The organism is Hazenella coriacea (assembly GCF_004341825.1).
GTDB classification, from domain to species: domain Bacteria; phylum Bacillota; class Bacilli; order Thermoactinomycetales; family Thermoactinomycetaceae; genus Hazenella; species Hazenella coriacea.
On sequence record NZ_SMAG01000009.1, the window covers coordinates 81,412 to 107,223 of the forward strand.

The following is a 25,812-nucleotide window of genomic DNA, read 5'->3' on the forward strand; positions in this document are numbered from 1 at the left end:
TTATTTTGAGTCCTATTTAGATATGAAGAGTTGTGTCCAGTAGGTTCCATAATTGCCTCCAGTAACCGAACCTACCCCTATATGTGTAAAAGATGGATTCAAAATATTGGCACGATGCCCTTCGCTGTTCATCCAACCATTCATCACTTCTTGTGCAGTCCGTTGACCTGCTGCAATATTTTCACCAGCTGATTTATATGACACACCGAACTGTTTAAGCATATCAAATGGGGACCCATAGGTAGGAGATTGATGATCGAAGTAGTTATTAACTTTCATATCATTGGACTTTTTACGAGCGATGTCTGAGATTTGGCTACTCATGGTTAGGGGTTTGAGCCCTCTTTTTTCTCGTTCAATATTAACTAACCGAGCCACTTCTTTTTCTAATTCTGATACTTGTCCAGAGGTTGTTGAAGGAGTTGTATTGGTTTTTTTGACTTGAGTACTAGGTGTGTTTGAGGGATTGTTTGTAGTAGTCTTTTTGGGAGTTGATGTCTTTTCTTCAGGTTTTAAAGATATAGGGGTATGGCGTGGAGATTTCTTTGGTTGTTGAATCTTTTGTTTTGAATCTTTTGTTTTCTCGTTTTGACTTACTTCCCACTTCGCTATTTTCTTAGCCGTATTCTTCGTTATTATATCTGAAATAGAAAGATGTTTCTGTGCAGTCACCTGTGCTTTTTGAACAAAAATCTTTTGGGCTTGAGCTTGTGGGTCTTCCGCAAAGTAATGACTGGTTGAGAACCCCATGAGGCTTAAGGCACAAAAACCACCAATAACAATAGACTTCATCGACTCATCCTTTCTAGGGAAAATTAACTTTGCTTATAGTTAAAAGTCTAACTGACTATACAATGAGTTCAATGACAAAAAATTGGTTATGATTTTCAACTAGAAATTAAATAGAATAGAAGGGTTATGATGGTCGATTTTGATGATTGGACATAAAAAACCTCTAGTCGGAACATGGTAGCCCCGATTAGAGGAGAGATTAGCATCAATTAAAAAAAGAGATTGGATATATAATCGATCGTTTTTTCAAAACCGGACTTTTCATCGTTCGCTTTTACTTCCACTGATTGCCAAGCATAGGGATTTGCATAGGGTAAATCCAATTTCATTTTTGCTTTTCCTGAACCATTGGGATTCATGGTGTATAAGGAACTATTCGATGAATCTTCAGGATTATTTATTGTATAAAGAATTTTTTTACCATCAGGAGACCAGATCGGAGTTGCAACAGCTTGGTCAAAGTCTTTAGTTAGGTTGATCTGACTAGACCCATCTGCATTCATGATATAGATATCTGCATTTCCATGGCCTGCACGACCAAATATTATTTTCTTCCCATTTGGAGAGAAGTGCGCACTATATTCAGATGATTCATCATTGTGAAGACCCGTTAATTGTTTGACATTAGATCCATTTGCATTCATCACATATAAATGACTTCGATCAGTTCGATTGGAGTGAAAGATAATCTTCGAGCCATCTGGAGACCAGTCAGGCTCAGAGTTGATTATGGTTTCGTCCGTCTTCGTTAGATTAGTGATTTTTTTACTATCAACTTGAATGGTGTAGATATTACCATCACTTCTACTAAATACTATTTTCTTGCTGTTAGGAGACCAGCGGGGTGAAGCATCATAGACTGGAAATTGATTATTGGTTAAGCGTACTAGGTTTTTTCCATCTACTTGAGAGATATATAGACTATCCTCTTTAATAAACGCTAATTTTTTTCCGTCTGGAGAAACATCTACATAGTTTCCATCAAGGACTTTCTCCATTTTTGTTGTTTCTTCACTCATTTTGTAAATACCCGTTTTATATAAGGGACCCCCACTAAAGAAGATTTGCTTGGAATCGCTGGCATGTACGGAGTTAGGTAAAAGAAGTGAGGAGGACAAAATAAATGCACATACTATTCCAACTGTTTTTCTCATCGTTGTGACTCCTCTCGAATACTTACTATTACTATTTATAAATCTATTATAAATCATTTTGGTTCCACTGAGCGTATCTAGTTTAAAAATTTACGAACATTTTTGCCAAAATAACCAATTAAGTATCAAACAGATAGGTGGATTGATCCGTAGACATGATTCCTTTTAGGATAATTAGGATGAAGTGATCTCTTTTCGTAAAATAAGATAATTACTAGCTAGAATGAGTCCTCCACCTAGTAGTGCTCCAATGCTGGGAATCTCTCCTAATAAGAACATTGAAAAAAGGACGGCACTTACTGGATCAAGATAGGCTAAAACTCCAATATGTTGTACTTTGATCTTTTTTAATCCCTTATAGTAGAGAACAAGTGCAAGAGCGGTATGAATCGTACCTAAGATAAAGAGAATTCCCAATGAGGGCAATCCTACCCATCCTTGTTGCAAACCATAAGGAGTTAGTATAAGGGTAGCTAATCCAGTTTGCCAGAAAACAAGTTGCATGGATGAGTGGTGTTCCATTTTTTTACCGGAGAGAGTGACCCAAGCATAAAAAAAGGCAGCTGTTAATCCCAGACTAATTCCTTGTAAGTCAATTGAATCCATAGGCTCTTTAGAAACTCCTACTAAAGAGATCACTCCAACCATCGCTATTCCCATGGCTAGCCACGTTTTTTTTTCGATCCGTTCTCGAAGAACCCAAGGAGATAAAAGGGTAACAAAGACAGGTGCTAAGTTATAGGATAAGACCGCATTGGCAATGGTTGTTGTTTGAATCGCTTTAAAAAATAATACCCAATTGAGGGATAGAGCAAGTCCACTCACAAGTAACCACTTCCACGATACTTTTTCCCATTTCACACCTTTACTTAATAAAAACATTCCGAGTACAAGAAATGAAATGATTACCCGATAAAAGACGATCACTTCTGAGGGAAGGTTAACCCAACGAACAAAAAGGCCGACACTCCCCCAAATTAACAGAGCGACAATCACCCATAGATAATGGATTCTCATATTGAACCTCCGAATGAATCTGTGCTACGACAAGTTTATGAAAGGGATGAACATCAAGCCTATTCCTGATCATAGTTGACTGTATTTTACCAAATGTTCAGTAGGTAGAGAATAAGCTTACTCCACTCGATAAAAGAATATTGATTTTGGTGATCAGGTGTCATAGACTGTGAAAAGTAAAATCTGGTGCATCCATATATCAATGGAAGAATGATACCTAGCTATATAGGAGAAGGGAGAACGTGTCACATTTCTGGTGATACGGTGATGAATGAAAAAGATACAAGTGACAGGAATTTCTCCTGATTATTTTCGAGATATTGAACATATTGTGGGTCTCTTTTTTGAGGACGTCAAAGTGACCAAAGAAGTGAGTGAAACCGATATATATTTGCATGTAGAGGTGACAAAAGGTAATCCGATTCGTGTAGAGGTGACTTTTACGGATCGATGTAGTGGAGGGGTATGGAAAGCTACAGACGAACGAAATGTAGAACAAGGAATTTCTGAGAAAAAGATGTTGAAGCGTACAGTTAAGCATGCTTGTCTGCAACTTTTTCAAGATTTAACTGGAATTGTACAACCATGGGGGATTTTAACGGGAATTCGACCTACTAAGTTGGTTCATCGGTTATTGTTAGAAGGAAAGACTCAAGAAGAAGTAAAACAGACTTTTGTTCATCATTATAAAGTGTTGCCCGATAAAATAGAATTGCTCCATGAAATTGTGCAAAGACAAATGACTGCGTTACCCGATTTATATCATCTTGATCGAGAAGTGAGCCTCTATATTGGTATTCCCTTTTGCCCTACCAAATGTGCTTATTGCACGTTCCCAGCTTATGCGATTCAAGGTCGAACGGGATCTGTCGAGCAATTTCTCACCGGTTTACATGAAGAGATTGCTGCGATTGGCTCTTGGTTAGATCAACACCAAATCCCTGTCACTACCATTTATTTAGGTGGTGGTACTCCTACATCCATTTCAGTGAAGCAGATGGAAGCTTTATTTGTTCAGCTCAAGGCATCGATTTCATCTTGGAATCAGGTCAGAGAATTAACGGTTGAAGCGGGAAGACCTGATACATTAGATGAAGCGAAACTCCAATTGCTTCGAGCCTGGGGAGTCGATCGGATCAGTATTAATCCACAAAGTTTTAAAGAAGAAACATTAAAGTTGATTGGTCGGCATCATACAGTAAAAGAAACATTAGAAACCTATCGATTGGCTCGCCAAATGGGCTTGCATAATATCAATATGGATTTAATTATAGGCCTCCCCAATGAAGGAGTAGATGAATTCAGTCAGTCTCTAGATATGATGGAACAGCTACGTCCTGAGTCACTGACTGTTCATACACTTTCCTTCAAAAGGGGTTCTTTAATGAGTCAGCAGAAAGATCGATTTAAGGTTTCTGATCGAACTGAAACAGCTCAAATGGTAAGAATGGCTCGAGAATGGGCCAAGAAAATGAACTATGTTCCTTATTATCTTTATCGTCAAAAAAATATTCTTGGTAATCAAGAAAATGTAGGTTATGCTTTGCCAGGTGAAGAAAGCTTATACAATATTCTCATTATGGAAGAGCGGCAGTCCATTATAGGCCTAGGATGTGGGGCTGTTAGCAAAATCATCTCGCCGATCACTGGTGGTTTTAAGCGTTGGCCAAATCCAAAGGAACCACAGGCTTATATTCAGACGTATCAACATCATATTAACGAAAAAATAAAAGAACTAAACCTAGCTTTTGGCTTTACAAGTCTTTCTTAAAGAGTTCGTGCCTTTCAATGTTCTCAAAAAAACTAGTTCCTCTCCACGAACTAGTTTTTTAATTTTTACCGTTAGAATGCTTATTGAAACGTTTACTAGAGTTATAAATAACCAAATTCCTTTGAACCTAGAACTTTTTGCTAGAAGGTTCATATATTGAAGTATATAAAAGTCGAAGAAGAATCGGAGATTAGAAATAAAGAATCTAAATTTATCTGAAGTCCACACCTTCTTTTCTCAAAAAAATATAAATAGAGTATCAGGATTCAATCACAGGGAGGTATAAGAAATGGATAAAAATATGAAACCCGAAGAATTGAAGGAAGTATCTAAACAATTAGAAGAACAGATCAAACTTAAAATATATGATTCCCTTTTGGGACTTTTAGATGATGAGAAGAGAGCTAATCAAACGTTTGCCCCTGTTATCGAAATGATGGAAAAACTGAAGCCAGGAAGTAAACAGAAGATGGTTCAGGCAATTAAAGAAAGCATGGAATCTCAAACAGCCTCCCTGGAGCAAGCAGAAGAATTACCAAAAGTAGTTGCCAGTGAGAGGAGGACGAAACGAAGACGAAAGCTTCGAAAATTGCAAACCCCTCGTCGAAAAAGGAGGCGAACTGTTTGAAAAGAAGGATCTCAAACAGACATAGACCTCTAAAAAAAATAGCTAGAAAACGACAAAAGAAGCAAAATGCTAATCGAGAGTTGCTTTATTGGATTCGGGTCTATGTCAAACATTTGGTAGAAAAAGAAAAGGAAACGGTTCAAGCTTCGATACAAAACGGTGCAAGGATCGGTGCTAGTAGTGGATTAGTTAATATTATTGTCCAAATACCTATTAACTTAGGTGACTCTACCAGTCTGAATAAAAGTAATGAAAATTCTTTAACCAATACTCTTTAGGAGATACAAAGGAATGTACCTCTCATTCACAGGACTCAGTGAAAGGAGGTGAAAAGATGGGAGTTCGGGTAACTCCAGAGGAATTGGAATTTATAAAGTCTTTGATTCGAGAAGAACTGAGTAAGCAAGAAGAAATACACATGGCTAAAGCGGAAAGTAGCGGGGTGGATCAATTAACAACATTGTTAAATAGTGTGCCCCATGTGGTGACAGGAATTTTCCAAGGTGTATCCACCGGTTTTCTTGGAATGATTAATGGCTTAGGTGGAGTAGTAGGAACCATCATCGAGTCAGGAACAAAATCTGTTGCACCTCAATTGGTCAATGTGATGACAGAAGCAGTCGAAGAGCAACAAAAAAAAATAAAAGATAAAGAAGAGTCTAAATAGTATGGGTTAATGCATTGAAAGGAGGTGAAGCAGAATGTGTGAATGGAGACATCACCATAAGCGTCGTAAACACCGTAGACATCACCACCACCACAGACATCATCACCATATGAGACGTGTATTTAGACGCGTTCGTAGACTCAGCGTTGGTGCGGAAGCGATTGTAAACAATGCACCACGGATGGGAGCAAACAGTGGTTTAATCAACATCCCAATCCAAATCCCAATTAACCTTGGCGATGCAACAGCAAACAACCGCAGCCATGGCAACTCCACAACCAATACTCTTTAAGGGCCATCTGGCCCTTTTTTTGTTGTCATTCAGAAAGCTTCTTTACAAAACAAACTCGAGGATCTCCTTTACCATCATAATTAGGAAAGATCGGTATTCCATTTTCAATGATTGTACTCTTTTCCATTTGGAATCCCATTTTGGTATGGTAAGCAATGGAATCTTTATTGACTGGTGAAGTGATACAACGAACTGTATGACATCCTTGATTTTGTACGGTTTCAAAAAAATGAAGATATAAACGTTTGGCGATCCCTTGGTACCGATAGGTAGGGTCTACTCCAACAAAATGGATATATGCTTCACCTATTTTTGATTGCGATAGGAAACCGATTAAAAAACCGATAATCCTCCTGTTCTCTTCAATCACCCAAGAAGTATTTTGAAAGTGACTAAAAAACAAGCGAGGGAGAAGGTGAGTCATCGATCTTCCATTCCACCACTCATTGAGAACCGAAAGAATAGATTCATAATCATCTTCTGTGATATTTCGTAAGAGCATAAGAGTCTCCTTCTCAGTTAAGCTTTAGATGAGAAATACTCAGGAAATTCAGTGGCAAAGGTATGTAAAACAAGAGGAAATTCTTCATCAGAAAGATCGATCAGTGTCTCCCCTTGAATTTCAAAAAAGTAGAGCTGCTCATCTGGAAAAGTTGGGTGATAATACAAAGCGATCAGCTTATCTTGATAATGGAATGTAGCTCCAAGGATCGCTGTAAAAGTTTCTTCTTCAGTTTCTAGATGTTGAAGAAGAATGGGTTCAATTTGTTCTAATACTGTTTCCACATAGGTTTCCCCTGGATAACTAAGATTGTATTGGTCGTTCTCCTCTTCCACGAGATATAAATCGCGCTTCCGCTCCTTTTTCCATAAAAGTAGAAGATGTTTGACATTTTGGTGGATAAATAAATATTGATGAGGTGTTTGAAATTGTATGTTCATTTTTCCCCTCCTGTTCACCAGTATAGCAAAAAGTAAGAGTTCTTCTAAATCATTATTTTTTGATTGTCATCATAGTTCTGTTCCTATAGATACCAGTTCTCGTCATATGGATATAGAGATATAATAAGAACAAACGTTCCTGTGTCAAGGGTGATGAGATATGGTAGATTTAGTCTTAAGACGAGCTAATGTGTCTGGAAGAAGAGTAAAGATCATCTATCTTAATCAGAATAACCAAATTACCCAGCGTTGGATCAAGATTTTCAGTATGAATGAGGAAAAAGTAAAAGCCTATTGTTATTTGCGACAAGCCCCTCGTTGGTTTGATCGTCATCAGATTTTGGCGGCCGAATAAATGGTTTTTGGTTTTGAAGAAAGCATGCTATACTTGAACTGTTTGAATAGGGTTTGTTTAACTCTGTTTATAGTCGCGTTGCAAGGAGGGAACAGCACATGAAATCTCAAGTTCAAGGTGAAAACAAAGAAAATGAATTCATTGATTTCATTGTAGCTAGTGGTGTTGGGGTAGTTGTGCTCATGGGTATTTTTGCTGCAGCTACAGTTGCTACTCTTTTTATGTAACTTTCAGAAAAAGGGGGTCGGGAAACCGAACCTCCTTTTTAACGTCAAAGTGTGGAGTTTCATAGGCTGAACAGTTGGCAAACATCTTGCTCTAAGCTATACTTGCAAAAGGGCCAAATCCAAATCCATGTGATGCTCTGTGAACTAGTTAAGCTTGTTGATCCAATAGCGAATCGCTTTTGAAATGAACGACTTTGGCGCAGATTCGCTACAGGAGTGAGTGGTAAGGCGATTCACAGAGATGGTACAACAAGGCTACTGATTAAGAGAATACATGGGATACATATTTTCATATTTGGCTTCTTTTCTATGATCAACGAGCATGAGGGAACTTTTGAAAACGTTTGATTCAATGATTTCAGGGTACCCTATTTGTCTGAAAAGAACTTTAAGCTCGTAATTGTAAAGGATTGGGGGATCGGAAATGAACGTACATGAGTATCAAGGGAAACAGATCCTGAAAAAATACGGTGTAGTCGTTCCAAATGGACATGTAGCGTTTTCACCAGATGAGGCTGTTGAAGCAGCTAAACAATTGGGTGGAGACTTTTGGGTAGTCAAAGCACAAATTCATGCAGGTGGACGTGGAAAAGCTGGCGGGGTGAAATTGGCTCGCAGTTTGGATGAAGTGAAAGATTATGCTACAGAATTGTTAGGAAAAACTTTAGTGACCCATCAAACGGGACCTGAAGGACAAGAAATAAAACGTCTTCTGATCGAAGAGGGATGTCCGATTGAGAAAGAATATTATATCGGCGTTGTCATTGATCGTAGCACCAACAGTGTAGTTATGATGGGTTCTGAAGAAGGCGGAACCGAAATTGAAGAAGTAGCAGCTAAAACTCCTGAAAAAATCTTCAAAGAAGTGATTGACCCAGCTGTAGGGATGATGCCTTTCCAAGCACGTCGTCTCGCTTACAACATTTCAATTCCAAAAGATAAAGTGAATCAAGCTGTCAAATTTATGTTAGGACTCTACCAAGCATTTGTAGATAAAGATGGTTCTCTTGCAGAGATTAACCCATTGATCACAACTACCGATGGTCGAGTCATGGCTCTAGATGCAAAGTTGAACTTTGATTCCAATGCTTTATATCGTCATAAAGATATTCAAGAGTTACGTGACTTGGATGAAGAAGATCCAAGAGAGATTGAAGCATCCAAATATGATCTGAACTATATTGCACTAGATGGCAACATTGGTTGTATGGTGAATGGTGCTGGATTGGCCATGGCAACGATGGATATCATCAAACATTATAATGGTGAGCCTGCTAACTTCTTGGATGTAGGTGGCGGTGCAACAGCCGAAAAAGTGAGAGAAGCATTTAAAATCATTCTTTCTGATCCACAAGTAAAAGGAATCTTTGTCAATATTTTTGGTGGCATTATGAAGTGTGATGTCATTGCTACTGGTGTTGTAGAAGCAGCTAAACAAATTGGTTTAGAACAGCCATTGGTCGTTCGTCTAGAAGGAACCAACGTTGAATTGGGTAAGAAAATCTTAAGAGAATCAGGGCTAGACATTGTACCTGCTGACTCAATGGCAGACGGTGCACAAAAAATCGTAGAACTTGTGAAGTAATCGGAACCACGACGACGATTTGAGAAAGGTGGGTTTTAGGTGAGTGTTTTTGTAAACAAAGATACGAAAGTAATCACACAAGGGATTACAGGTGCTACAGGACTCTTCCACACCAAACAAGCGATTGAATATGGAACTCAAGTAGTGGCTGGGGTAACACCAGGTAAAGGTGGTACGGAAATCGAAGGGATTCCTGTTTTTGACACTGTTTCCCAAGCCAAAGAAGCAACAGGTGCAAATGCTTCAGTTATTTATGTGCCACCAGCTTTTGCTGCAGATGCAATTATGGAAGCTGTCGACGCAGAACTAGATCTAGTTGTTTGTATCACAGAAGGAATTCCAGTACTAGACATGGTGAAAGTAAAGCGTTACATGGAAGGAAAGAAAACCCGATTAATCGGACCTAACTGCCCAGGAGTCATTTCTCCTGATGAGTGTAAAATTGGTATTATGCCTGGTTATATTCATATGAAAGGGCATGTGGGAATCGTTTCTCGTAGTGGAACCTTAACTTATGAAGCTGTACATCAATTAACGACTCGTAACATTGGTCAAACTTCAGCGGTTGGAATTGGTGGAGACCCAGTCAATGGAACCGACTTTATCGATTGTCTGAAAGCTTTTGAAGAAGATCCAGAAACCAAAGCTGTCATTATGATCGGTGAAATTGGTGGAACGGCTGAAGAAGAAGCAGCAGAATGGATTCAAGCCAACATGACTAAGCCAGTTGTAGGATTTATTGGTGGGCAAACGGCACCTCCAGGAAAACGTATGGGCCATGCTGGAGCGATCATCTCTGGTGGAAAAGGAACTGCGGCTGAAAAAATTGCTACATTGGAACGTTGTGGAGTAGCTGTTGCTCCAACACCAGCTGATATTGGCGAAACGCTCGTTCGTGTGTTAGAAGAAAAAGGCTTACTTGAAGCATGTACGATTAAATAATTAAGTAAAGTGAAGGGGCCTTAATCAGGTGCCCTTCATTTTTGTATTGTCTTCTGAAATCCCCTTTAAAACCACATTCAATCTAAGGCTTGAATAAAATTCCTTGAAAGTTGATATTATTATGGTAAAAATTAGATTATATCCAATTTCAAGGAGAGGAGCCAGGCGATTGAATGAGATCTCTTCGTTAATTGCTCTACATCAGATTACAGGGGTAGGATGGCATACCATTCAAAAAATGTTTGATGCTGGCTGGGATCTAGGTAGACCCTTAACCCCTTCACTAATCACTGAATTAAAGCATCGTCGTATTCCGCAACCACTATTAGATCGTATCAAAGAGAAATGGACTCTTTCTTTTATTAGACAAGTAGAGGAAGAGTTGCAACGAAGAAAAATTCAAGCAATCACTCCATGGCATGAAATGTATCCTTCATGGTTAAAAGAAATATCACAGCCACCATGGATTCTCTATCTTAAAGGTGATTCTTCTTTACTAAGTTGTTATTCACTGGCGATGGTGGGGACTCGAAAACCGACTCCTTATGGGAAAAAAATAGCTAGGATGTTATCAGAACAGCTTGTTGAACAAGAATGGACTGTCGTAAGTGGGATGGCGAGTGGCATTGATGGTGAAGCTCATCGAAGTGTGTTAGAATCGGGTGGTAAAACGGTTGCTGTACTAGCTACTGGAGTAGATGTGATTTATCCCAAAAGTCATCGTTCTTTATATCAAGAGATCGTTCAAAAGGGAGTTGTTGTTTCTGAAATGCCACCTGGAACTCGGCCACACCCAGGTCTTTTTCCGCAAAGAAATCGAATTATCAGTGGTCTTAGTTTGGGAACGATTGTGGTAGAAGCGGCAGAAAAATCAGGCTCGTTGATCACTGCGGATTATAGTATGGAACAAGGTCGAGACGTTTTTGCTGTGCCTGGACCGATCTCTTCAAAGCAAAGTATTGGTGCTCTAAAGCTGATTCAACAGGGCGCTAAATGTGTGGTTACAGCACAAGATGTTTTCGATGAGTTTATACATATAAAACCTCTTTTGCCGGTCAAGGATTCATCTGATTCTTCTCACGAGGAGAACTTGACGACTCAGGAGCAGGATGTTTTAAACTTAATTCCGTTGGAACCAATGTTGATTGATCAGCTGATGGAACAATTAAAAGAAAAAATGACTCTAAGCGAAATGCATCAAGCTTTATGTTTATTAGAGATCAAACAAAAGATTTCACAACTACCTGGTGCTCAAGTTATCAGAAAGTAATTATTTCATTTCTAAAAGTATGGATTTTTTCAATGAGGGTGATCCTTTGAAATGGACTTCTCATTGATAGTTGCTGAGCGTATACAAATTTTGGTATTGTAACAAATGCAAGTGCAAGAATCATGGATCGACAGAATAAAGGCAAGGTCGAAATGAAAGGGACGGCTTACCAATCTTTGAGGGGAGGGCCTATAAATGGCTGATTCGTTAGTGATTGTCGAATCCCCCGCCAAAGCCAAAACCATCAGTAAGTATTTGGGGAAAAAATTTATTGTTAAAGCCTCGATGGGTCACGTGCGGGATTTACCAAAAAGTCAATTAGGTGTGAATGTCGATAATCATTTTGAACCGAAGTATATCACTGTTCGAGGAAAAGGAGATGTCTTAAAGCAACTCCGAGATGCCAAGAAAAAAGTAAAGCGAGTTTACTTAGCTGCGGACCCTGATCGTGAAGGGGAAGCGATTGCTTGGCATTTAGCGAACAGCTTGGATATCGACTTAAATGAAGATTGTCGGGTGGTTTTTAATGAAATTACGAAACAAGCAGTGAAAGATGCCTTTAAAGAACCACGTAAGATCGATATGGATTTGGTTAATGCACAACAAGCGAGACGAATTTTAGATCGCTTAGTTGGTTATGGAATTAGTCCGATTTTATGGAAAAAGGTAAAAAAGGGTTTGTCTGCGGGTCGAGTACAATCAGTGGCATTAAAAATAGTTATTGATCGTGAAAAAGAAATTCGCCAATTTAAGCCTGAAGAGTACTGGACCGTCACGGCTATTTTACTCAGTGACGAAAAAGAGTTTGCGGCTAAGTTTTATGGCTATGGAAAGAAGAAGGTAGAACTAAAATCGAAAGAAGAAGTAGAGCAATTATTAAGTCATATTAAAGGTAAGCGTTTTGTGATAGAAGAGGTCAAAGAGAGTCAGCGTAAAAAAAATCCGGCGCTTCCTTTTATCACAAGTACATTACAGCAAGAAGCTGCTCGCAAGCTTAACTTTCGAGCACAAAAAACGATGGCGATCGCTCAACAATTGTATGAAGGTGTGAACATTGGAAAGGAAGGAAATGTGGGACTTATTACCTACATGCGAACCGACTCTACTCGCATTTCCGAAACAGCTCAACGAGAAGCGAAAGCTTACATTGAACAGATGTATGGTAAGTCATACATTCCCGCAACACCTCGCATCCATAAGAAAAAAGCTGGAGCCCAAGATGCACACGAAGCGATTCGTCCTACCTCAGTCCTCCGTACTCCCAGTGAGATGAAAAGTGTACTTTCTCGGGATCAACTTCGCTTATATAAATTAATTTGGGAACGTTTTGTTGCTTCACAGATGGCTCCAGCTATTTTGGATATGATTTCGGCTGATATTCGAATCGGAGAGGCTTTATTTCGTGCAACGGGCTCTAAAATTCGCTTCCCTGGTTTTACGAAGGTGTATGTAGAAGGGACAGATGATAAAAAGAAAGAAGAAGAAGGGTTTTTACCTCCCCTTTCCATTGGACAACAGTTAAAAAGGAAGTCCATCGATCCCAAGCAACACTTTACACAGCCACCTCCACGTTTTACAGAAGCTCGTTTAGTGAAAGAGTTAGAGGAAAAAGGAATCGGCAGACCCAGTACGTATGCACCTACCTTGGATACGATTCAAAAGCGGGGTTATGTCTTACTCGAAGACAAACGATTTGTCCCATCTGAATTAGGTGAAATTGTCCTGGAACTAATGGAACAGTTCTTCCCTGAAGTGATCAATGTGGAATTTACTGTCCATATGGAAGAGGATTTGGACCAAGTGGAAGAAGGAATGGCCAATTGGATTGAAACATTGGATCGCTTTTACCGCTCTTTTCAACCACGTCTTGAAGTGGCTGAAAAAGAGATGGAACAGGTGGAGATTAAAGATGAAGTTTCAGATGAAATCTGTGAGAAATGTTCGAGTCCCATGGTCTATAAGTTTGGGCGCTTTGGCAAATTCCTCGCATGCTCTGCTTTTCCGGAATGTCGAAACACTAAAGCGATTGTCAAATCGACAGGGGTTACTTGTCCTAAATGTAAGCAAGGGGAAATTGTAGAACGAAAGAGTAAAAAGGCGCGGCTTTTTTATGGCTGTAACCGTTATCCGGACTGTGACTTTGTCTCTTGGGATCGCCCTGTTCCAAGACCATGTCCTCGTTGTGGAAATGTCATGGTAGAGAAAAAGACAAAGAAAATGACGATGATTCGATGTTCCGAGTGTGATTATCAAGAAGAGAAATCATAGACTTAGATGGGGGAGAAATGATGGCAAAACAACCTGTAACAGTTGTTGGAGCAGGGCTTGCTGGTAGTGAAGCTGCTTGGCAAATTGCTAGACAGGAGGTTCCTGTACGGTTAATTGAGATGCGTCCGGTTAAAATGACACCAGCACATCGGGGAGATCAATTTGCCGAGTTAGTCTGTAGTAACTCACTACGCGCCAATACACTCACCAATGCAGTAGGCATCTTGAAAGAAGAGATGAGGAAGCTTGATTCATTAATTATGCGTTGTGCAGATCAGCATGCTGTTCCTGCTGGAGGAGCCCTTGCCGTGGATCGTGAAGCATTTTCAGAAGAAATCACTCGAGCTCTGTATGAACATCCATTAGTGGAAGTGATGAAAGAGGAAGTGACCGAGATTCCAGAGGGTCCAACAGTGATAGCCACAGGACCTCTCACTTCTTCCTCTTTGTCAGCTCAATTAAAAGAGCTAACAGGGGAAGAGTACCTTTATTTTTACGATGCTGCAGCTCCAATCGTTGAGCGTGATAGCATTAATATGGATAAAGTATTTATGGCTTCCCGTTATGATAAAGGGGAAGCGGCTTATCTCAACTGTCCGATGACAGAGGAAGAGTTTGATCGTTTTTATGATGCACTGATTCAAGCTGAAGTAGCTCCATTAAAAGAGTTTGAGAAGGAGATCTACTTTGAAGGCTGTATGCCGATTGAAGTAATGGCTAAACGGGGGAAAAAAACATTACTGTTTGGACCTTTTAAACCCGTAGGACTTACAGATCCACATACAGGAAAACGTCCCCATGCTGTTATTCAATTACGGCAAGATAATAGTGCGGGAACTTTATTCAACTTAGTAGGTTTTCAGACCCATATGAAGTGGGGAGCGCAAAAAGAAGTGATTCAGCTGATTCCTGGTTTAGAGGAAGCAGAAATTATTCGTTACGGAGTGATGCACCGTAACACATTTATTAATTCACCTAAGGTTTTAAGACCTACTTATCAGTTTCGTGATCGAGATGACTTGTTTTTTGCGGGGCAGATGACCGGTGTAGAAGGGTACGTGGAATCGGCGGCGGCAGGATTAATAGCTGGGATAAATGCTGCTCGACTTGTTTTGGATAAGGAATTAGTCGTACCTCCATCATCGACAGCGATTGGCAGTCTTGCTCACTATATAACGACAGCAAATCCAGACCACTTTCAACCGATGAACGCCAATTTTGGTTTGCTTGAAGAACTGCCTGAGCGGATTCGCTCTAAAAAAGAACGAGCTGAAAAATATGCACAGCGGGCATTGGAGAACATTCAGAATTTTTCTGTCTATATAGACAATTAACCTTGATAACCCTGTAAGGGTGTGATAGTATGACGGTGCAAACCCGCAAATATCCCAGTTTCTGAGAAACGACAGTCACAAATGAACTGTTGTTGTTTTCTTATGAGATGCACCGTTTGTTGATATAGATCTTAGGATGGAGGAAAATAGATGGGTTCGTTTCACGCAACAACTATTTTTGCAATTCGACATAATGGCAGTGGTGCAATAGCTGGAGATGGTCAAGTTACTTTCGGGAATCAGATGATCATGAAGCATGGAGCGAAAAAAGTGCGCCGTTTGTACAAAGGTCAGGTTTTAGCTGGATTTGCAGGCTCTGTTGCTGATGCAATTACTTTATTTGAAAAATTTGAATCTAAGCTAGAAGAATATCATGGAAACTTAGCTCGAGCTGCGGTAGAGCTTGCGAAAGATTGGCGAGCCGATAAAGTGCTTCGCCGACTTGAAGCGATGTTGATCGTTATAAATAAAGAACAGATATTACTGATTTCCGGAAACGGAGAAGTCATTGAGCCTGATGATGATGTTCTAGCCATCGGTTCTGGGGGAAGTTATGCTTTATCAGCAGGTCGTGCGTTGAAAAGGTTTGCTCCTCAATTATCTGCGAAAGAGATTGCCCACGCAGCACTGACGATTGCTAGTGAAGTTTGTGTATTTACCAATAGTCAAATTATCGTGGAGGAGATTTAAGATGTCTCATTCGAGCCAACAGACATGGACACCGCGTCAAATTGTTTCAGAACTAGATAAATATATCGTCGGACAAAATAGTGCTAAACGGGCTGTAGCGATTGCTTTGCGAAATCGGTATCGTCGCAGTTTACTCCCCACAGATCTAAAAGAAGAAATTGTTCCTAAAAATATTTTAATGATCGGACCTACAGGAGTGGGAAAAACTGAAATCGCTCGCCGTTTGGCAAAATTAGTAGGGGCGCCATTTATTAAGCTAGAAGCAACTAAGTTTACTGAAGTGGGCTATGTAGGTCGTGATGTTGAGTCCATGGTTCGAGATTTAGTAGAAACCGGGATTCGGATGGTCAGACAAGAAAAACTGGAAAGTGTGAAAGAGCAGGCCCGTTCATTAGCCAATGAACGGATTGTTGAGTTGCTTGTACCAAGTAAAAAGTCGGAAAGTAAATTTAACAATCCTTTGGAACTGTTGTTTAATCAAAATTCGAATCAAGCTACCCAGCAACAAGACTCTCAAGAAAAAATAAAGGTTCAGGATGCTCGTCGTTCCATGAGAGAGCGATTAGAACAGGGAGAATTAGAAGATCATATCATTGAGATTGAAGTAGAAGAGCAATCTGCTTCTATGTTTGATATGTTTGCTGGTACAGGTGCTGAGCAAATGGGCATGAACATGCAAGAAATGCTTGGGCAATTTCTCCCTAAACGAACTAAAAAACGTCGTCTACCTGTAAAAGATGCAAGAGAAGTCTTAACACAGCAGGAAGGTCAAAAACTGATTGACATGGATCAGGTGACTCAAGATGCTCTTGATCGTGTGGAACAATCAGGCATTATCTTTTTAGATGAGATCGATAAAATTGCTGGAAAAGATCGCCAAGGACCAGATGTGTCTCGGGAAGGTGTGCAACGTGATATCCTTCCGATCGTCGAAGGGTCAACTGTGATTACGAAATATGGTCCAGTCAAAACTGATCATGTTTTATTTATTGCTGCTGGTGCTTTTCATGTTGCTAAGCCTTCTGACTTGATTCCTGAGCTACAAGGGCGTTTTCCGATTCGTGTTGAACTCAAGGATTTAACAGCAGAGGATTTTGTTCGAATTTTAACCGAACCGAAAAGTGCTCTGATTAAACAATATACAGCACTTCTTGAGACCGAAGGGATTCAAGTTACTTTTACAACCGAAGCCATTCATGAGATTGCTAGTTTAGCAGCACAAGTGAATAGTGGTACAGAAAATATTGGTGCACGTCGTCTGCACACTATTTTAGAACGTTTGCTTGAGGAGCTATCATTTGAAGCACCTGAAATTGGAATGGGTGAAATCTCTATTACTCCAGAGTATGTAAGAAATCGCTTATCTGATATCGTGGCAGATCGAGACCTCAGTCAATATATTTTGTAATGGGAGAGGAGAATGAACAGTGAATCTCCTATCTAAAGCGAGGCAAATTAATCGTTTGCTACAGCGGACAGGTGGACAAGCTGTCAGCTTTATGGAGATGTCGGAAGTGCTTCAAAATGTGATTGGTGCAAACATTTATGTCATCAGCCGAAAAGGAAAGATATTAGGCTTTGGAATTGCTCAGCAGTTTATGGATGACGAAATGATCCATCTCGCATTTAAAGACAGACGGGTTCCTGATGAATATAATCAATGGCTCAAACAAATCCAAGAGACTTCAGCCAATTTGGACAAGGATAGTGAATATAATTTTACTAACCAAGTTGGAGGCATGGTTGAACATCGTTATACCACGGTTGTACCCATCATTGGTGGTGGAGAACGATTGGGTACACTATTACTAACCCGTTATCATGGGCAATTCGTGGATGATGATCTAATCTTAGCTGAGTATGGGGCTACTGTAGTAGGGATGGAGATTTTAAGAGAAAAAGCTGAAAAGGCGGAAGAAGAAGCAAGGAATCGCACGGTGGTTCAGATGGCGATTGGCTCATTATCGTACAGTGAATTGGAAGCGATCGATCACATTTTTGAAGAATTAGATGGAAATGAAGGGTTACTTGTTGCAAGTCGTGTTGCTGATCGAGCTGGAATCACTCGCTCTGTTATTGTGAATGCACTTCGGAAGCTGGAAAGTGCAGGGGTGATTGAGTCCCGCTCTTTGGGAATGAAAGGAACCTATATTAAGATCTTAAATGATCGCCTTCTTCCTGCTTTATATAAATTGCGAAGTCCTTAAGCCGGTTTTTAAAGGAAAAACTTGCGGAGTCCTTAATAATTATGGTATAGTCATCAATGGTGTAAACACACACGGCGAGGTAGTGAGCAGGCGGTGCCGATGGTTTCGGTTTTCTGACTCTCGATGACCTTGAGCCGGAGGAATAAAACCACAGGGAGGAAATACTCAATGGCAGTCGTATCAATGAAACAACTGTTAGAAGCAGGTGTTCACTTTGGACACCAAACCCGTCGCTGGAATCCAAAAATGAGCAAGTATATTTTTACGGAGCGTAACGGGATTTATATTATTGACTTACAAAAAACTGTGAAAATGATGGAGCAAGCATATAGCTTTGTTCGCGATCTTTCTGCTGATGGAGGCACCGTTCTTTTCGTAGGTACGAAAAAACAAGCTCAAGATGCAGTTAAAGAAGAAGCTATTCGTTCTGACATGTTCTATGTAAACCATCGTTGGTTAGGTGGTACGTTGACCAACTTCCAAACCATTCGTAAACGTATTGAGCGTTTACATGAGTTGGAGCGCATGGAGGAAGATGGCACATTTGAAGTTTTACCGAAAAAAGAAGTTGTTCTACTTAAAAAAGAGCATGAGAAACTTGAAAAATTCTTGGGCGGCATCAAACATATGAAAAAGTTGCCTGATGCATTGTTTATCATTGATCCTCGTAAAGAGCGGATCGCTGTAGCTGAAGCCCGTAAATTAAACATTCCAATTATCTCTATCGTAGACACCAACTGCGATCCAGATGAAATTGATCATATCATTCCAGGTAACGACGATGCAATTCGTGCTGTTCGTCTGTTTACTGGTAAAATTGCTGAAGCTATTTTGGAAGGTCGCCAAGGCGAGCAACAAAACCCAGCTTCCTAATAGAAATAAACAAAGAGGGTGGCACCGTTTCGCTGCCATCCTTTTTGTTTAAAAGAGCTTGTTGCATATATTAAATGTATCATGTCATCAAAGTTGAAACGAACGACTTGGGGGTATTTTGCTTCGGGAGTGAGTTCAAATGATGAGCAATATGGATGCAACATTCTCTTTAGTAGATACTATTCTATGAATCTTTGAAGAACGAAGGAGGAAATCCTCATGGCAATTACAGCTGCTATGGTTAAAGAGCTACGTGAAAAAACAGGCGCAGGGATGATGGATTGTAAAAAAGCTCTAACTGAAACAAATGGTGACATGGAAAAAGCAATCGACTTCTTACGTGAAAAAGGAATCGCAAGTGCTTCGAAAAAAGCAGGACGGATCGCGGCTGAAGGTTTAGTTGAATCTTACATACACGCTGGCGGACGAATCGGAGTTCTTGTAGAAGTTAACTGCGAGACCGACTTTGTTGCAAAAACAGATGACTTTAAAGCATTTGTGAAGGATATTGCTATGCAAATCGCTGCGATGAACCCTAAATATGTTCGTCGTGAAGAAGTTTCAGCTGAAGATGTTGAAAGAGAGCGTGAAGTTTTGAAGCAACAAGCTTTAGCTGAAGGTAAACCTGAAAAAATTGTTGACAAAATGGTTGAAGGACGTTTGTCTAAATTCTTCAAAGAGGTTTGTCTGCTTGAACAAGATTTTGTCAAAGATAGCGATAAAACAATTGATCAACTAGTTAAAGAACAAATTGCCCGTATTGGTGAAAACATTTCGGTTCGTCGTTTTGTACGTTTTGAACTAGGCGAAGGAATCGAAAAGCGCCAAGATAACTTTGCTGAAGAAGTTATGGCTCAAGTTAACAAAGGGTAAGGCAGTTATATAGGGAACACTACTTTGTGTTCCCTTTTTTTGCAAGAAGAATCAATGGATAGAATGGAGGACGCTGATGAGTACTCCCAAATATAAACGTGTTGTACTAAAATTAAGTGGTGAAGCTCTAGCTGGTGATATTGGTTATGGAATTGATTCAAATGTAATCACTTCTTTTGCAAAACAAATAAAAGAAATTGTAGAACTGGGTGTTGAAGTAGCAGTTGTAGTTGGGGGAGGTAACATCTGGCGTGGTATTTCAGGTTCTGATCGTGGAATAGACCGTGCTACTGCTGATTACATGGGGATGTTGGCCACTGTGATGAACTCCCTAGCCTTACAAGATGCTTTGGAGCACATGAACGTTCCGACCCGAGTACAAACCTCCATCGAGATGAGGCAAGTGGCGGAACCCTATATCCGTCGTAAAGCCATTCGTCATCTTGAAAAAGGGCGTGTAGTTATTTTTGCAGCAGGTAATGGAAATCCATTTTTCTCTACGGATACAACTGCTGCTCTACGTGCTGCTGAGATTGAAGCAGATGTAATTTTAATGGCTAAAAATAATGTAGATGGTGTCTATACAGCTGATCCGAGTAAGGATGAAAATGCAACTAAATACGAGACTCTCACTTATTTGGAGATTTTAAATAAAGGACTTCGTGTGATGGACTCCACTGCTTCATCATTATGTATGGATAACCATATTCCATTGATTGTCTTTAATATCTCTGAAAAAGGTAATATCAGAAGAGTCGTTTTAGGAGAGCACATCGGAACGGTAGTAAGGGGGAGCAATTGATGGTAAATCAAATTAAAAACCAGGCACAAGAGAAAATGGATAAAGCAATCCAAGTGCTGAAAAGAGATTTACTCACACTTCGGGCAGGTCGAGCAAATCCCGCTATTCTAGATAAGGTAGTTGTTGAGTATTATGGTAGTGAAATGCCCATCAACCAAATGGCAAACATATCGACTCCAGACCCACGCACCCTATTAATTCAACCCTGGGATAAATCGGCATTATCTGAAATTGAACGAGCTATTTCAAAGTCTGAACTCGGTTTAAACCCTAACAATGATGGTAATGTGATCCGAATCTCGATCCCAGTACTTACTGAAGAGCGCCGAAATGAATTAGTGAAGCTCGTTCGTAAAACGGGTGAAGAAGCAAAAGTGGCCATCCGTAATATTCGTCGTGATGCCAATGATGACGTGAAAAAACTTGAAAAAAATGGTGAAGTGCCTGAGGATGCGTCTCGTCGTAGCCAAGAGGAGATCCAAAAATTGACAGATCGTTTTATTAAAGAAACTGATCAAATTGTGGTTGCGAAAGAAAAAGAAATTATGGAAATTTAATAGGATTTTTGGGTGAGAACCCCTTCAGTGTGAGGGGGTTTTCTGGCTAATTTTGGGTGTTATTTTGAAGCGTTCAAAATTGATGTTGTGAAAGATTACGGATCTAGGGTACGAATCTGATATACAGATGTGATTCTGTGGAAAAAGTCTTGGTTCGGAGGAATGATTCATGCTTGAGTCAATTAAGCGGTTCGTAGGAAATGAAAAAAAGCCAAATCGCAGTAAGGAAGAGCTTCTTGCAACGATTAAAAAGTCATCATTACCTCAACATATTGCAATCATCACAGATGGTAATGGACGTTGGGCTAAAAAAAGAGGGCTTCCGCGAACAGCAGGGCATGCGGCCGGAATGAAACGTGTTCGGGAAGCGATTCGCGCTGCGGATGAATTGGGAGTAAAAGTATTAACTTTCTATTCTTTCTCTACTGAAAATTGGAAACGACCTCAAGAAGAAGTCGATTACCTTATGAAGTTACCCATTGAATTTTTGAAAACAGACTTAAAAGAGTTGATTGACAGAAACGTCAAAGTACAAATGATTGGTGAAAAAAGTAAAACACCATCCAAAACACAGGCTGCTTTGCTCGAATTTGAAGAAAAAACGAAACAAAATACCGGTCTTATCCTTAATTTTGCGATTAATTATGGTTCTCGTGATGAAATTATTCTTGCTTTTAAAGAGATTATAGATGAGGTGCAAAAAGGCAATATTGATAAAGACAATATCAATGAAGAAATCGTCAGCCAACATTTATTAACTCGTGGACTTCCTGATCCTGATTTAGTGATCCGCACAAGTGGAGAAATTCGTGTTAGTAACTTTTTACTCTGGCAACTTGCATATAGTGAACTATGGTTTACAGATGCACTATGGCCAGACTTTACTCCCGAAATGTTTTATCTTGCGATTGAAGATTTTCAACGTCGTTCACGTCGTTATGGAGCGGTATGACAGAGGCAGGAGAATAAAAAATGAAACAAAGAATTATAACGGGAGTCATTGGAGCTTCAGGTTTTCTGTTGTTGCTCTGGTTGGGGAGCTGGTGGTATACAAGCCTACTCTTTTTGAGCGCATTAATTGGTTTTATTGAATTTGCCCAAATGAAACAAATCTCTTGGAAAAAACCACAAGTTTTGTTGGGGCTGCTCACTATTGGTTTGATCTTTCTCCATGGGTTAGCACAACAAGAGACTGGGTTTTTAGAAAGATTCCAACAGATGCCAGACCCAGTGATTATTGGACTCGTTTTATATCTTATCTTCATTGTGTTGAGTCGAAATCATTTCGATATTCATCAAATGGCTTTTTTATTTGTAGGAGCTGTTTATATCGGAATTGGCTTTTCTTATATGATGCAGATGGTTTGGAAACCCAATGGCTTCGTGATCTCTTTGTTAGTTATTTTTATTACATGGTCAAGTGACTCTGGAGCTTACTTTATTGGACGTAAATGGGGAAAGAAGAAGCTATGGCCACAGATTAGTCCAAATAAAACGATGGAAGGTAGTATCGCTGGGATTGTATCAGGGATTTTGATCAGTATATTCATGTTTATGATTATCCCTGAACTTGGTGGTTTATTTACTGCGATGATCACAGGCTTAATGATCAGTATTGCAGGTCAAATGGGAGATCTCATCGAGTCGGCATGGAAAAGAACAATGGGCATTAAAGATTCAGGCTCTTTATTACCTGGACATGGTGGAGTGTTGGACCGTTTTGATAGTCTGTTGTTCTCCTTTATTGTTCTACACATAGCAAACATCATCTAACTGGAGGAGAAGTTATGCTAGAGCGAGTTGTGATCTTGGGCTCAACAGGTTCGATTGGCACAAGCACGCTTGAAGTGATTAGACAACATCGTGATCTCTTTGAAGTGATTGCCTTAGCAGCAGGTACGAATGTGTCCGAGATGGTAAAACAAGTGCACGAATTTCATCCTAAAATTGTATCCATGGCAACACAAGAAGCGGCGGAAAAGGTACAATTGGAAGTAGGAGATCAGACAAAAGTGATCTGGGGAGAAGAGGCATTGTTGGAAATCGCTACACAGCCAGAAGCTACTTATGTGGTCTCTTCTTTAGTAGGAAGTCGAGGACTCCCCCCTACATTAGCGGCGATCCAAGCAGGTAAAAAAATCGGGATAGCTAACAAAGAAACGTTGGTCACCGCTGGTCATTTGGTTACTCAAGCTGCACGTGAAGCAAATGTTCCGTTGTTACCGATTGATAGTGAGCATTCGGCAATATTTCAATGTTTACATGGAGAAAGAAAAGTAGATATTGAACGGTTGATCGTTACTGCTTCTGGGGGTTCTTTCCGAGATTGGACACGTGAACAGTTAAAAGAAGCCACTGTAGAAAAGGCTTTAAAACATCCCAATTGGTCGATGGGGGCAAAAGTAACGATTGACTCAGCTACTTTGATGAATAAAGGGTTAGAAGTGATTGAAGCACACTGGTTGTTTGGGTTAAGCTATGATTATATCGATGTGATGGTTCATCCTCAGAGTATCATTCATTCGATGATAGAGTTTAACGATGGAGCTGTGATGGCACAATTAGGTACTCCAGATATGAAAGTTCCTATTCAATATGCACTTACATACCCACATCGCTATCCTTTGCAAACCCAGAGATTAGACCTGATCACTTTGTCACGTCTCGATTTTCGTGCCCCTGATCTGGAACGCTTCCCTTGTTTAAAAATGGCTTATGATGCTGGGAGAATAGGTGGTACCATGACCACAGTACTCAATGCGGCTAATGAAATTGCAGTTGAGCGTTTCTTAAATCATGAACTTCCATTTTTGGCGATTGAAGAAACGGTTGAGCGTGCTCTTGAGGCTCATGACCCAGTTAAAGATCCTACACTCGAGGCAATTGAAGAGGCGGATCAATGGGCTAGAAATTTTGCTAGAAACGTGCAATTAAGTATTTCGCTCTAACGGGAGTCAGACGTGTTGATCTAGCCATATTAATCATGCCAGAATCAACACGTCTTCATGAGAAAGATATGTTTTGACCTAATCGAGGTGGTGAACCTTTCATGCAAACAGTTTTGGTTTTTATCCTCGTTCTCAGTCTATTAGTTTTCATTCATGAACTTGGACACTTCTTATTTGCTAAGCGTGCAGGCATTCTTGTTCGTGAATTTGCGATTGGTTTTGGACCCAAAGTATTTTCGAAAATGAGTGGAGAGACTCTTTATTCGATTCGTGCTCTACCCCTTGGGGGTTATGTACGAATGGCTGGAGAAGATCCAGAAGTGATTGATATTCAAACGGGGAAATTGGTCTATGCAACCCGTAATGAGAATGGTTATGTGAACCATATCTATCTATATGAACCACCTCAGATTGAACAAGAATTACTCGTCGGTCGTGTGATCGATACCGATTTGGAAGATCAGTTGTACATCGTTCTTGAAGATCAAAATGAACAAGAAGCTCGTTATAAGATTGATCCCAAAGCTTTTGTTCATCACAGTGAAAAGTCTATGATGCAAATTGCCCCTTTGGATCGTCAATTTGGTTCAAAATCAGTTGGACAAAAAGCGATGACGATTTTTGCAGGGCCTCTATTTAATATCGTTTTAACCATCATCCTGTTTGCTATTTTTACATGGGTAACTGGAGTTGAGTATCAATTACCTGTTAATAAAGTTCAACCAGGGAAGCCTGCTGAAGTTGCTGGAATTCAGCAGGGTGATATCATCGTTGCTGTTAATGGTAATGAAGTGCATACCACGGAGAAGTTACGTTATAACTTGTTTGAATCCAAAGGACAACCGGTACAGATTACCGTAAAAAGAGGCGGCGAAACAAAGAACTTTACGATGACACCTGAGAAAGAGGGCGAGATCTATCTCATTGGTGCAGAATTTCGCGTTGACCAGATGAAACGTGAGGCATCATTCCTCGAAGTGATCACGAGCGGATTTACGAAGACCTATGAACTGACTGTCTTGATTTTAGATGGATTTGGTAAGCTGATAACAGGACAATTATCTATGAATAGTTTAGCTGGACCGGTTCAGATGGGAAGTATTACTGGGAAAGCGGCTGAGGGTGGAATTATCCCACTAATTCATTGGACTGCATTACTCAGTTTGAATTTAGGGATTTTCAATCTCTTGCCAATCCCTGCCTTAGATGGAAGTCGCCTTGTCTTTATTGGCTTGGAAGCAGTTAGAGGACGTCCAGTTAATCCTAATAAAGAGAGTATGGTTCACTTTGTTGGTTTTGCACTACTGATGATGCTGATGTTTGTGGTTACTTTTAATGATATTAAAAAGGTTTTCTTTACTTAAAATGGTTGCCGAAAAAGAACGTAATCTTCTATTGTTTGAACTTCAATGAGCTTTAACGGCAAACCCAGTACTCCTACTTTTAGTGGGGAACTGGGTTTGTTTTATAGCTTCTCTTAAGGATTATTCACTTTAATTGAAGTTACATGGACTGGTTCAGCATCAGTCTCATTAATTTTGAGTAGAATTTCATCTAACAAGATTTCTGTAAAGAACAAGCTTGGGTAAACTACACTTTTTAATAAAGTTGATTGTGC

General features: G+C 39.9%; 28 protein-coding genes. 23 read left to right on the forward strand and 5 right to left on the reverse strand.

Annotated features, from left to right (window positions below):
• Positions 1-12: 12 nt before the first annotated feature.
• The 3 genes from EDD58_RS13075 to EDD58_RS13085 form a co-directional block, all read right to left on the reverse strand.
• Positions 13-792 (reverse strand): CAP domain-containing protein, encoded by a 780-nt coding sequence (locus EDD58_RS13075; RefSeq protein WP_243648742.1) that lies wholly within the window; start codon positions 790-792, stop codon positions 13-15.
• Positions 793-1,001: 209 nt separating this feature from the next.
• Positions 1,002-1,946, reverse strand: coding sequence for a TolB family protein (locus EDD58_RS13080; RefSeq protein ID WP_165875975.1), 945 nt, complete (start codon positions 1,944-1,946; stop codon positions 1,002-1,004).
• Positions 1,947-2,120: 174 nt separating this feature from the next.
• A complete protein-coding gene (locus tag EDD58_RS13085) occupies positions 2,121-2,963 on the reverse strand; it encodes a DMT family transporter (RefSeq protein ID WP_131926290.1) in 843 nt (280 codons plus the stop codon).
• A 271-nt stretch (positions 2,964-3,234) separates the two neighbouring features.
• Between EDD58_RS13085 and EDD58_RS13090 the strand changes: the two genes are divergently transcribed.
• The 5 genes from EDD58_RS13090 (at position 3,235) to EDD58_RS13110 (ending at position 6,321) form a co-directional block, all read left to right on the forward strand.
• Entirely contained in the window at positions 3,235-4,734 is a 1,500-nt protein-coding gene (locus tag EDD58_RS13090) for a coproporphyrinogen III oxidase (RefSeq protein ID WP_131926292.1), read from the forward strand.
• Between the two features lie 289 nt (positions 4,735-5,023).
• A complete protein-coding gene (locus EDD58_RS13095) occupies positions 5,024-5,362 on the forward strand; it encodes a hypothetical protein (protein ID WP_131926294.1) in 339 nt (112 codons plus the stop codon).
• Positions 5,359-5,640 carry a hypothetical protein gene (locus tag EDD58_RS13100; protein ID WP_131926296.1) on the forward strand — a complete coding sequence of 94 codons (282 nt, stop codon included), beginning with the start codon at positions 5,359-5,361 and terminating at the stop codon, positions 5,638-5,640. Before EDD58_RS13095 ends, EDD58_RS13100 begins: the two co-directional genes overlap by 4 nt.
• Positions 5,641-5,696: 56 nt before the next feature.
• On the forward strand, positions 5,697-6,029 hold the full coding sequence (locus tag EDD58_RS13105) for a hypothetical protein (protein WP_131926298.1): 333 nt from the start codon (positions 5,697-5,699) through the stop codon (positions 6,027-6,029).
• Positions 6,030-6,063: 34 nt separating this feature from the next.
• Complete coding sequence (locus tag EDD58_RS13110; protein ID WP_131926300.1) at positions 6,064-6,321, forward strand: hypothetical protein; 258 nt, start codon at positions 6,064-6,066, stop codon at positions 6,319-6,321.
• A 25-nt stretch (positions 6,322-6,346) separates the two neighbouring features.
• Here the strand turns inward: EDD58_RS13110 and EDD58_RS13115 are convergent, their stop codons facing one another.
• On the reverse strand, positions 6,347-6,823 hold the full coding sequence (locus EDD58_RS13115; RefSeq protein WP_131926302.1) for a GNAT family N-acetyltransferase: 477 nt from the start codon (positions 6,821-6,823) through the stop codon (positions 6,347-6,349).
• Between the two features lie 17 nt (positions 6,824-6,840).
• The gene (locus tag EDD58_RS13120; RefSeq protein ID WP_131926304.1) at positions 6,841-7,263 is read right to left on the reverse strand and encodes a hypothetical protein; all 423 of its coding nucleotides are present in this window, start codon (positions 7,261-7,263) and stop codon (positions 6,841-6,843) included.
• Between the two features lie 160 nt (positions 7,264-7,423).
• On the opposite strand from EDD58_RS13120, the gene EDD58_RS13125 reads away from it, so the two are divergent.
• The 18 genes from EDD58_RS13125 to rseP all read left to right on the forward strand — a co-directional run bounded on the left by EDD58_RS13125 (position 7,424) and on the right by rseP (position 25,558).
• Positions 7,424-7,618: a hypothetical protein gene (locus tag EDD58_RS13125; protein WP_131926306.1), complete on the forward strand. Its 195-nt coding sequence runs from the start codon at positions 7,424-7,426 to the stop codon at positions 7,616-7,618.
• 98 nt (positions 7,619-7,716) lie between these two features.
• Positions 7,717-7,845, forward strand: coding sequence for a hypothetical protein (locus EDD58_RS15295; RefSeq protein ID WP_279389115.1), 129 nt, complete (start codon positions 7,717-7,719; stop codon positions 7,843-7,845).
• A gap of 424 nt (positions 7,846-8,269) precedes the next feature.
• Positions 8,270-9,430: an ADP-forming succinate--CoA ligase subunit beta gene (sucC, locus tag EDD58_RS13130; protein WP_131926308.1), complete on the forward strand. Its 1,161-nt coding sequence runs from the start codon at positions 8,270-8,272 to the stop codon at positions 9,428-9,430.
• A gap of 39 nt (positions 9,431-9,469) precedes the next feature.
• Positions 9,470-10,372: a succinate--CoA ligase subunit alpha gene (sucD, locus tag EDD58_RS13135; RefSeq protein ID WP_131926310.1), complete on the forward strand. Its 903-nt coding sequence runs from the start codon at positions 9,470-9,472 to the stop codon at positions 10,370-10,372.
• 169 nt (positions 10,373-10,541) lie between these two features.
• Positions 10,542-11,642 (forward strand): DNA-processing protein DprA, encoded by a 1,101-nt coding sequence (gene dprA / locus EDD58_RS13140; protein ID WP_165875976.1) that lies wholly within the window; start codon positions 10,542-10,544, stop codon positions 11,640-11,642.
• A gap of 195 nt (positions 11,643-11,837) precedes the next feature.
• A complete protein-coding gene (topA, locus tag EDD58_RS13145) occupies positions 11,838-13,910 on the forward strand; it encodes a type I DNA topoisomerase (RefSeq protein WP_131926314.1) in 2,073 nt (690 codons plus the stop codon).
• A 20-nt stretch (positions 13,911-13,930) separates the two neighbouring features.
• Positions 13,931-15,244 carry an FADH(2)-oxidizing methylenetetrahydrofolate--tRNA-(uracil(54)-C(5))-methyltransferase TrmFO gene (trmFO, locus tag EDD58_RS13150; protein ID WP_131926316.1) on the forward strand — a complete coding sequence of 438 codons (1,314 nt, stop codon included), beginning with the start codon at positions 13,931-13,933 and terminating at the stop codon, positions 15,242-15,244.
• 150 nt (positions 15,245-15,394) lie between these two features.
• Positions 15,395-15,934, forward strand: a complete 540-nt coding sequence (gene hslV, locus EDD58_RS13155) for an ATP-dependent protease subunit HslV (RefSeq protein WP_131926318.1) — start codon at positions 15,395-15,397, stop codon at positions 15,932-15,934.
• Position 15,935: 1 nt separating this feature from the next.
• Positions 15,936-17,342: an ATP-dependent protease ATPase subunit HslU gene (gene hslU / locus EDD58_RS13160; RefSeq protein ID WP_131926320.1), complete on the forward strand. Its 1,407-nt coding sequence runs from the start codon at positions 15,936-15,938 to the stop codon at positions 17,340-17,342.
• Between the two features lie 19 nt (positions 17,343-17,361).
• Positions 17,362-18,141, forward strand: a complete 780-nt coding sequence (codY, locus tag EDD58_RS13165; protein ID WP_131926322.1) for a GTP-sensing pleiotropic transcriptional regulator CodY — start codon at positions 17,362-17,364, stop codon at positions 18,139-18,141.
• Between the two features lie 168 nt (positions 18,142-18,309).
• Positions 18,310-19,014 (forward strand): 30S ribosomal protein S2, encoded by a 705-nt coding sequence (rpsB, locus tag EDD58_RS13170; protein ID WP_131926324.1) that lies wholly within the window; start codon positions 18,310-18,312, stop codon positions 19,012-19,014.
• Positions 19,015-19,233: 219 nt separating this feature from the next.
• Positions 19,234-19,887, forward strand: a complete 654-nt coding sequence (tsf, locus tag EDD58_RS13175) for a translation elongation factor Ts (RefSeq protein ID WP_131926326.1) — start codon at positions 19,234-19,236, stop codon at positions 19,885-19,887.
• Positions 19,888-19,963: 76 nt separating this feature from the next.
• On the forward strand, positions 19,964-20,689 hold the full coding sequence (gene pyrH / locus EDD58_RS13180; RefSeq protein WP_131926328.1) for a UMP kinase: 726 nt from the start codon (positions 19,964-19,966) through the stop codon (positions 20,687-20,689).
• Positions 20,689-21,246, forward strand: coding sequence for a ribosome recycling factor (gene frr, locus EDD58_RS13185; RefSeq protein ID WP_131926330.1), 558 nt, complete (start codon positions 20,689-20,691; stop codon positions 21,244-21,246). The genes pyrH and frr overlap by 1 nt, the downstream gene beginning before the upstream one ends.
• A 169-nt stretch (positions 21,247-21,415) precedes the next feature.
• A complete protein-coding gene (locus tag EDD58_RS13190; RefSeq protein ID WP_131926332.1) occupies positions 21,416-22,198 on the forward strand; it encodes an isoprenyl transferase in 783 nt (260 codons plus the stop codon).
• Between the two features lie 20 nt (positions 22,199-22,218).
• The gene (locus tag EDD58_RS13195; RefSeq protein ID WP_131926334.1) at positions 22,219-23,019 is read left to right on the forward strand and encodes a phosphatidate cytidylyltransferase; all 801 of its coding nucleotides are present in this window, start codon (positions 22,219-22,221) and stop codon (positions 23,017-23,019) included.
• 14 nt (positions 23,020-23,033) lie between these two features.
• Positions 23,034-24,194: a 1-deoxy-D-xylulose-5-phosphate reductoisomerase gene (locus EDD58_RS13200; protein ID WP_131926336.1), complete on the forward strand. Its 1,161-nt coding sequence runs from the start codon at positions 23,034-23,036 to the stop codon at positions 24,192-24,194.
• Between the two features lie 101 nt (positions 24,195-24,295).
• A complete protein-coding gene (rseP, locus tag EDD58_RS13205; protein WP_131926338.1) occupies positions 24,296-25,558 on the forward strand; it encodes an RIP metalloprotease RseP in 1,263 nt (420 codons plus the stop codon).
• The last annotated feature ends 254 nt before the right edge of the window (positions 25,559-25,812 follow it).